The organism is Bartonella sp. MR110HLJHH, from assembly GCF_042194225.1.
GTDB classification, from domain to species: domain Bacteria; phylum Pseudomonadota; class Alphaproteobacteria; order Rhizobiales; family Rhizobiaceae; genus Bartonella; species Bartonella grahamii.
In genome coordinates this window covers 1441-11019 of record NZ_JBHIMQ010000018.1, presented here as the reverse complement: position 1 = coordinate 11019, position 9579 = coordinate 1441, and the positions used below count along the sequence as shown (strand labels likewise).

The following is a 9579-nucleotide window of genomic DNA, read 5'->3' as shown; positions in this document are numbered from 1 at the left end:
GATATAGTTTTTTAAAAGCAATCAAAATAAGAGTATTTAAAAGTGCAAATGATTTCTTTTTAGAATAACGCATATAAGCACTCTTTTTAAAGATTTTATCTAATCAACTTAACAAGAGAGGTATAGATTATGGTTATAAGACTCTATACCCCTTGTGAGTTTAGCAAGCCAAGTCTATTCAGTTTCTCTAATTTCTAATTTTGGTAAGTTTTTAACGATTTTCATTGTTTCTAAGCTTACGGTAATAACCCTTTGAAACAACTCTAATGGATAAGCAGGGTTGCCAATGGTTTCAACAGCATAGCGATTGGCATCATTCACAATGCCACTCTTTTTATCTGTCTTAACGCATTGACGCCCCATAACCCATTCAAGAGCGGGTCTACCATTGACGATATACTCATAAGCTTCAAGAGGGATATCTGTCATGATGATATTGCTATATCTGCTGTCCATTCTCTTATTGTTTGTGACATTAAAGAAAGAGAGGGGACAAGGAATAAAACACGTTTACCTTGACCAGCAAGAGCTTCTGCTATCTTCAGACTGGTAAAGGTCTTTCCCGTTCCACACGCCATAATCAGCTTGCCGCGGTCTGCTTCTTTTAACCCTTCACAAACAGCTTTAAGCGCTTCTTGTTGATGATCTAAAAGATTTTTCGGTTCTTTTTTCTTAAGAGTAGCTTCCCCTTTGCTTTCAAAGGTTGACCAATCTATTTGACTGTTTTCTAAATCAAAAAGATTAATCCGTTGAATGCGGACTCCTTGTCCTTCACAGGTGAGATCGGCATTGTTACTCCAATTACCTTCGGTGCTATCAACCAGAATACGGCGTGTGAAGATCTTTTTTCCCGAAGCAGCAATAAAGCTATCAATATCTTCTTTCTTGATCTGATGATTTGCACTATAAAACTTACATTGAATAGCGGCATATCCTTCTTCATCACGAATTTTAGCAACCAGATCAATGCCGATATCACGCCCATCTTCCCCATGCTCTTTTGCCCATTCACAATAGGTTTGAACCTTTTCATATTCTTGGCATTGCAGGGGGTCTTTCGTCAAATAAGCAATTACAAACTTTTCAAAAGAAGTTCCTCTATCGCGCGCACTTTCTGTATGATCACGGTAGGATTGTAACAGAGAGCGTAATGTCAGTGGTTTGTTATGAGATTGAAGCATTTATAATAAAACCCCACCGCTTTATAAGCGTTGATCTATCGGTGTCAAAAAACTTTAAATAGAATTTGCTAGATCTATTTAAAACAAATAGCAATAATAAAATAAAAAAAGGGTGCTAAAGACCCACAACCTGCTTAAAAAGAAATTTTATTAAAGGCTACTTATCCACAGCCTATGACATGAGGTAAGATCAGCAAAATAGTGAAATTTGCTATTCGTTTCACGTGTTAATCAAGACAAATGCACTATGTGCTTTGATAGGTTTTATAGATAGGTTTTGAAGGTTTCTTAAACCTTCAAAACTCATAGATTAGGTGTCCTTTGAAGGTTCACTCTATGAATAAGGGGATATGGTTGAGCAAATTTATCCTTTATATTTATGGGGATATTAATGTATTAACCATTGACGGGCTAAACAGTTTTGTTTAGAGGTTTTTTCATATAAATGTGGGGGAGAGATCTTCAGCAGTTAAAATAAAGCAGTTTTGGGTGTCACTTTTTTGGTCACAGAGGCATGTGCTTTTGTTAAAAGCGTTATAGGGCAGTGGCTGTTTTGAGTGGACTTGTTAGAGGTTCATGAAGTTCTTTTAAACAATGCTTCATGAATAGTGCAAAGCGGGGGCAATCTGTATTGTTTTCTGTATTTTTACGCCAAAGTTCTCTTTTGAGAATTTTTCGTGCCATTATTATTTTATTTGGCTTGTTTACAGGTGTAAGTGTTTATGCGCGGTCATCGGCTATTTTTCATTCCCCAACCGATAATTTTTCTCGCCAACAATCTGAGAAGCAGCAATTAGAAAGAATTGAGAATTTACGCGCTTTAACGCCTAAAAGGATCAAGACGCCTTCAGAGCAAAATCCAGAAACGCTTTTGGGTGGGAAGCAATGTTTTCCCATTCATGCTCTTGTTGTTGAGGGAGTGCATCATATCAAAAAGCGCTTTATATCAGCCGTAACAGAGCCTTATGTTGGAAGATGTATCGGTCTTGTCGATATTCAGCTCTTAATCAAGAAGTTAACCAAAGTTTATTTGGATCAAGGCTATGTAACGGCGCGTTTTTACATTCCTGATCAAGATATCAAAAACAGCAAGGCGCTCAAATTTGTTGTCATTGAGGGCAAGCTTTCAGAGATTTACTATAATGGTTCACCGGCGTCTCGTTATAACAATGTTGTGTGGAGTGCTTTTCCTGGGCTTCAAGGTCATGTTCTGAACATGCGCGATATTGAACAGGGGCTTGATCAGATCAACCGTTTGAGTTCAGCGCACGCTCAAAGCGAACTTCTTCCAGGGCGTGAAGAAGGGAGCACCATTGTCAATATTAACAATCATCCCGATAAAACTTTCAAGGTTACTGTTTCTCATGACAATATGGGACAAGCCTCTACAGGTTATGCGCGTTATAGTGCGGGCTTAAGGGTAGAAAATATTTTAGGGATGAATGATGCGTGGGATTTTAACTATCAACGCAGTGAGCCCGATTATTGGGGTGGGAGCAAGCAAGAAGGACATAGTAATAACATTTCAGCGAGTGTGAGTATTCCGTACGGTTATTGGACCTTTGGATTGAATGGCACTGTTTATAATTACCAAAGCATAATCCCTGGCAATTTTACCGATATTGAGACGACGGGGGATTCCAGTGAGTTACACGCCAGTACAAGCAGGGTTCTTTACCGTGATGGTGTTTCCCTTACAACCTTGAATTTAGGTCTTTCTTATAAAAGAACCAACAATTACCTTCTTGGCAATAAGATTGAAGTGGGCAGCCGTCAATATAGTGTCGCCAATTTTGGGATTTCGCATTCGCGCCAGATGCTGGGTGGAACTTGGACCTTTGATGTGAGTTATTTGCAAGGTCTTCCCTTGTTTCATTCTGTCAAGAAGCACGATCCAGGAGCAGGAGATGCGGAGCCACAATTTGCCAAATTTACTGGTACGCTTAGTGTCATGACGCCTTTTAAGGTAGGGGGCTTGGACTTTATACTGAGCAATCTTTTGAGTGGTCAATATTCACCGCATAATTTACTGGGTGCTGAGCAGATTTCGTTGGGGGGTGCCTCCAATGTTCGTGGCACGCGTGAGAGTTTGCTTTTTGGCAATAACGGTTTTTTTAGCCGGAATGATTTGTTGCTACGCACCATTCCGTGGAGCAATCACGCGACCTTCAAAAAGGTTTTTGGTGAACTTCGCCCTTATGTTGGTTTGGATTATGGGCGTGTTTTTGCACAACCCTTGTATGGGATTAAGAGTGACCAGCTTGCCGGTTGGACAGCGGGTGTCAAGCTTGCGGGAGGCATGGTCTCTCTCGATGCCAGTTATTCCAGTATTTTTTGGAGCACAGTTAAGCACAAAAAATCAGGAACATTTTTTATGACATTAACAATGGAACTTTAAGCATTTTTTATTGGGGAGTTAAAGTATGAGATATGAGAAGAGAGCAGAAAGAGCAGCTTTATTAGGTGTTTTGGTCTCCAGTACGATGCTCAAAAAGGTTTTATTGGGGGGACTTGGTTTTTCTTGTTTATTTGCACCTTCAGCGTTACAGGCACAAATTACTGTGGATCCTAACGCTCATGCCGCCAATCGTCCAGATATAGTGGCAGCGCCCAATGGGGTTCCCTCCATTGATATTGTTACCCCCAATGGCAAGGGCTTATCACACAATAAATATGACGATTTTAATATTGGCAATCCAGGTGTGATTTGGAACAATCATGCGCAAGAAGTGGGGCAATCGCAGTTGGGGGGCATTATGCCGGGCAATCCGCATTTGCGTGTTACGGGTTCGGCGAAAGTGATTTTAAATGAAGTGACCAGCAGCAAGCGTAGTGCGCTTCATGGTCCAGGAGAGGTTTTTGGGAGCCCCGCCGATGTGATTATAGCCAATCCCAATGGGATAAGTTGTGATGGTTGTGGCTTTATCAATACGCCCCATGCGACCTTAACCACAGGTGTACCCGAAATTGATGCGAGCGGTTTTTTAAAAGGCTTTGAGGTGCGAGGTGGGGATATTACCTTTGGAGCAAAGGGAGCCAATTTTTTCTCTGGCCAAGGGGCGGTTGATATTGTCGATATTGTCTCACGCACGGTGCATTTTGAAGGAGCTGTTGCGGGCAGAGAAATTGGAGTGACAGCAGGGACGGGTCACTTTGATTATGCTTCTCGTGAGATGAAAGAACTGACCGATATTACTGGTAAACCGGAATATGCGATAGATGGTTCTGCTTTGGGGGCTCTACAGGCGGATCAGATTAAACTTGTGGCAACAGAAAAAGGTGTTGGGGTTCGTATGCGCCATGATATGGCAGCCAATGCGGGGCAGTTGCATCTTTCTGCTGACGGGAAAATCTCGTTGAAGAATGTTTTTGGTCATGGGGGCGTTGTCCTCAAATCGAAAAGCCAGAGCGTATTGGCAAAACACATCACCTCGAAAAAGCATATTGATATTGCAGCACATAAGGATGTGACATTAGAAACGGTTGGCGCTGATGGTCATTTGAAAATAGAGGCGCAGGATGGGCTTTTATCGATTGCCGGAAACGCAACGTCTGGGGGCAACATGGAGCTGTCTTCGCGCCAGACACTTCAAGTTTCAGGGCTAGGGTCAGGCGCTGATATGGCTCTTGAGGCAGGCGGAGAGCTGAAGATTGAGGGGAACGTTTTAGCGCAAGGGAACCTCAAGGTACATGCCGGTGGTGATATCCAAACGCATCTTTTAGCTGGTAGGGTTGATATGGTTCTTGAGGCGGGTGGAGACTTGAGGCTTGAGGGGGATGTTTTAGCGCAAGGGAACCTCAAGGCACATGCCGGTGGTGATATAAAGGCGCAGCTTTTAGCTGGTGGGGTTGATATGACGGCAACGGGTGCTGCTGGTGTTGTTGTTCTTGGCACCCAAGGGGATGTTGATCTCCAGAGCAGTCAAGGTGCGATTGTCGCTGAAAGTGTTTATGGTGCAGGAGATATCACCCTAGTTTCTCATAACGGACTTTCTGTTTCTCAAACAATTCTGTCGCATCAAAATGTTGCCATTCAAGCACAACCAGAAACAAATGCCCCGGTTCATTTTGGGCAACTTTTAGCTCATGGCAAGGCAAATATTGAGGGTGGGGCGGTTGACTTTTCTTCGCTGATGACGGGTGAAGAAGCTGTTTTAAAGGTTGGCAGCCTTGATGCTGGCACACTGATGACAGGTGTCGTTTCTACGGGCGGTTCAGGGGATCTTGTTTTAGATAAAAAGGGTTTTCTTTTTATTACAGCAAAAGAAGGGGTGAAGGTTGGGCAGATTGCCAGTGGTGGCAATATTGAAATTTTTGCAGGCAACGACATCTACTATGATCAGGTCATTGGCTATGGCAACGCAACATTGACATCGGTAACAGGAGAGATCAGTGTTGAGAATATGCTGTCTGCTGAGGGGGATGTGAGATTGACAGCACCGACACTGGATTTAAGCAATAATCGTTCTCATATTTACACGCCGCAAACGCTGTATTTAATTGCAGATCATATTGATGTCTCAGAGAGCGAATTGACTTATGGTGGTTTAGACTTTCAAAGCACCAATGCCCTTGATATTCACAATGCACGGCTACAAGCCGTGACAGATGAGGGAGGGACTGGAGATATTCTCTTTATTGCTCCAAGCGTTATGGTGGATAAGGCAACTTCTGTTTTAGCGGCACGAGATTTCGTGATCAAAACGGGGGAGCTTGGAAATAGCGGTCAATTGGCATCGGGGCAGGATTTAGTCTTTAGCGTGACGGGCAATGTGACCAACAGCAAAACGGGCTTAATTTATGTGAAGGGCAATGGTGCTTTACAAGTTGATGGGACTTTGCTCAATGATTTTGGTGCCATAATGGCAGAGGGTGATTTATCTTTCACCAATGCGGCTGGCAGCGGAAAAAGCCTTTCGCTTGTTAACAAAGCGGGCTTTATTCAAGCTGGTGGAAACTTAAATATCCAAACCAACACTCTAAAAAACGAAGCTGATAGCACGCCTGTCATCACGGAAAAAACGGAATATAGCGATATTTCTTTCCAAAAACCAGACAAATATAATTTTCTCGATGGTAGGGATTTATATCATGATACGAGATCGAATAGCTGGGGTAAAGGAAAGCTTTCTAAGTGGCCGCTTGGTAAAGACAAGAAAAACTTTATATTTGAACAGCAGGTTTGGGCGAGCAAAGAAGAAATCTACGGCACCGCAATTTCAAGCGATGGAACAGTCTATAAGGCTTTTACTTGGGAATATAATGATAACAGAAAAGGCATAGAACAGTATTCCTGGAATGGTTCTCGGCAGAAGGGAGGATGGTTAGGGTCAATAAACGAACACTGGTCACATATGACAGAAAAGACTGTCACGCAAGGGTTTTCGCATAAACCAGTTTCGGGGGTAATACAATCTAGTGGCAATCTCATCATTAACGCTGATACCATTGACAACCATTATAGCTCTATGAGAGCAGAGGGAAATGCCGATATCCACGCCAATGTGCTCACCAATTTGGGGGCAACGGCTTATAAAAACACTTATCTTAGTTGTCAGGCTTATACAGACAGTTGTTATGGCTATAAAGCTGATGGAAGCCGCGATGTTTCTTTAGATATAGTCAATGGCAAGGATCGCCAAACTGGTTCAAAAGTTCTTGATACCGTTCCTGGTCTTGTTCAAGCGGGTGGCACTTTAAATCTGGTGGTCGATCAACTCAATAACACGGCAGCGGAAGGTTCAATTACAGGGGATGCGCATTTTAAAGCACAAGCAGTTGGGGGCAATCCACTGGAGTCCTTAAGTGGTTTGCCTGGAGCTGGCGCTCTCTTTACACCAAAAGTAGATCTCAATAATGCAGGAGAACTTTCTGAGGGGCTCCCTTTACCAAAACCCCAATCGGGTGGGGTTGGTGGCACGCTACCCAACCAGAATTTCATTTATGAAACGCGGGCAGAATTCCTTGATGTTGGCAAGTTTTATGGCTCAGCCTATTATTTGAACAGAATAGGTTACAATCCTGATCGGGAGATTTTTTTCTTAGGCGATGCATATTTTGAAAAGCAGCTGATTGAAAAACAAATGCGTGATCTTGTTGGTCAAGGGTTGGGTAAAGGTTCCTTTATTCCTGGAAGTGATGCCATTGAACAAGTCAAAACTTTGCTGGATGTGGGGGCAGAATATGCAAAAGCACACAATCTCCCCTTTGGTGAGGCTTTGAGTGAAGAACAATTGGCTTCTCTAGAAGCCCCGATGGTGATTTATGTGCGCCAACAGGTCAAGGGCATGGATGTTTACGCACCGGTGCTTTATATCCCTGAAAAAGACAGAGCCTCCTTTGTTTCTGCTGGGGCTTTGATCATGGGCGATGATGTGAATATCACTAGCCAAAATACAAGTAATTCCACGATAATCAATTCAGGACGGATTGCGGCAAACCACCAATTGCATGTGCATGGCGGGGATATCCTCAGTCAAGGAGGGCATTTTGCGGCGGGTGGTGATGCTGTTTTACTTGCGGAGAAGAATATTCGTTTGGATGCAGGGCGCACAACGGTTGACGGCGTGGAGACAGTATTAAACACCGAAGCGCTTTCTACTGGTGGCAATGCGACAGTTCTTGCCAAGCAAGATATCACCGCTTCAGGGGTGGGGATCACCACCGGAGGTGATCTTGCCATGGCTACAGAACAAGGCAACTTGACGATCGGTTCAGCAGAAACCCATTACCATGATGAACAGGGTGATGCCACCATGCATCATAAATCGGCGTTAAACTCTGGAGGATCGACGACACTTGCCTCTGGAAATAATTTGAATATCTTAGGCTCTGATGTTCAAGCAACGGATAATCTTTTCTTACAGGCAAAAGAAAACGTTTCGATTGATGCCACGCGCAACAGTGCCAATAGCCATCGCGGGGATCAAACCTCTCATGTTGCCGTGCACAATGGCTCTCATTTAAGTTCTGGAAAAGATACCACTGTTCTATCGGGTGGCGATATCCATATTGCTGCTTCCGATATCGATGCGAAGGGCAATGTTGGTCTTGGCGCCCAAGGGGAGGTAACAATAGGGGTGAGAAACGATGAAATGGAGTATCATCTTCAGGGCAAAAACACGAAAGTGGATATGCAAGCCTCTCATGCGGTTGGCTCTTCGATAAAATCGGGAGGTGATACCACTGTCATTGCAGGGCAGGATGGCAAGCCGCATGATCTCACCATCACGGGAAGTTCTGTTGCGGCTGAGGGCAAGGTGGGGCTGAAAGCCAGCAACGATGTTCTGATCACCAATGCAGAGGATAGCTTACACTATGAGATGTCGTACCATAAAGACGGTGGAGCATTTAGTAGCAGCAAATCTGTGCATAACAAGGTGGATGCTACCCAAGTTTCCGGTTCACTCATATCTGGGGGTGAAGGCGTTGCCATTGAATCTGGAAACAACACGGAAATTTTAGCCTCGACGCTCATAGCCGGTAAGGCAGAGGAAACGTCAGGAGAGGAAGCACCAGGAGAACAGAAACAAGCGGATATTACCATTCACTCTGGGGGAAAGATTGTCATCAAAGGCGCCCAAGAACACTTGGATCAGCAAGCACAATCGTCATCAAGTGGCTTTTTGCATGAGGAATCGTCCGATACATCTCAATCGCATACCACAACGGTCTCCTCTATCCTTGGGGCAACGGGCAACATTATCACGCAATCAGACAAAGAGACCACAATCACTGCTTCTCATATGTTTGCAAATGAAGATATTCATGTGAGCGGAGAAAGTGTGACGATTGATGGCATGACAGATCATCATAAGAGCCATTCAGAGACCCATGAAACGGGTTTTGGTGTGGGATCGGGCAAGGGTTTTGTGTCGATATACGGGAGTGAGGGAAAGACAGAAAATGAAGAGAGTTTTGAGCATCAAGGCTCTTCTCTCAATGGGAAAAATATCACCATCACCGCCACCAAAAAAGATGTGAACGTGGAGGGCTCTGATTTTACTGCGCAAGAAAATATTCATGTTTCGGCAGCCCATGATGTGAATGTTTCACCTGGTCACAATCGTCATAGGGCAAGCTCAAAGGAAGAACGTACAGGTTTTGGGTTTCAGTTTGAAAAGAACCCTAGCGGTGCTTCCGTGGGTGTTGGAATTGCAAGCGCTAAAGATACGGGCGATCAATGGGAAAATACCAATACGCCATCTCATTTCAAGGCGGGCAAAGATGTGCAGATCAATGGTGGCAATGATGTGAATTTACAAGCAACCATTGTTTCGGCGGATCGTGATGTCAACATTGATGCCGGCAATAATATCACACTATCAGAAAGCTATGATACCTCTAACGCAAAAGAAAAGCATGAAAAGTCTTTTGCTGGTGTGACAGGCTCTGTCAA

General features: G+C 43.8%; 3 protein-coding genes and 1 pseudogene. 2 read left to right on the top strand and 2 right to left on the bottom strand.

The window, feature by feature from the left end:
• Positions 1 to 174 precede the first annotated feature (174 nt).
• Entirely contained in the window at positions 175 to 429 is a 255-nt protein-coding gene (locus ACFIKB_RS08395; RefSeq protein ID WP_375653286.1) for a type ISP restriction/modification enzyme, read from the bottom strand.
• A gap of 5 nt (positions 430 to 434) precedes the next feature.
• A pseudogene (locus ACFIKB_RS08390) lies at positions 435 to 1181 on the bottom strand (DEAD/DEAH box helicase family protein); the annotation flags it as partial.
• A 601-nt stretch (positions 1182 to 1782) separates the two neighbouring features.
• Between ACFIKB_RS08390 and ACFIKB_RS08385 the strand changes: the two are divergent.
• Together ACFIKB_RS08385 and ACFIKB_RS08380 are read left to right on the top strand one after the other, a co-directional pair.
• Positions 1783 to 3579 (top strand): ShlB/FhaC/HecB family hemolysin secretion/activation protein, encoded by a 1797-nt coding sequence (locus ACFIKB_RS08385; protein WP_375653285.1) that lies wholly within the window; start codon positions 1783 to 1785, stop codon positions 3577 to 3579.
• Positions 3580 to 3604: 25 nt separating this feature from the next.
• On the top strand, positions 3605 to 9579 hold a 5975-nt coding region (locus ACFIKB_RS08380), incomplete at its 3' end, for a hemagglutinin repeat-containing protein (RefSeq protein WP_375653282.1).

What these genes read in the sequence shown, in the direction of transcription:
- ACFIKB_RS08395 (WP_375653286.1), bottom strand. Translation starts at nt 429, where the DNA reads ATGACAGATATCCCTCTTGAAGCTTATGAGTATATCGTCAATGGTAGA.
- ACFIKB_RS08385 (WP_375653285.1), top strand. Translation starts at nt 1,783, where the DNA reads ATGAATAGTGCAAAGCGGGGGCAATCTGTATTGTTTTCTGTATTTTTA.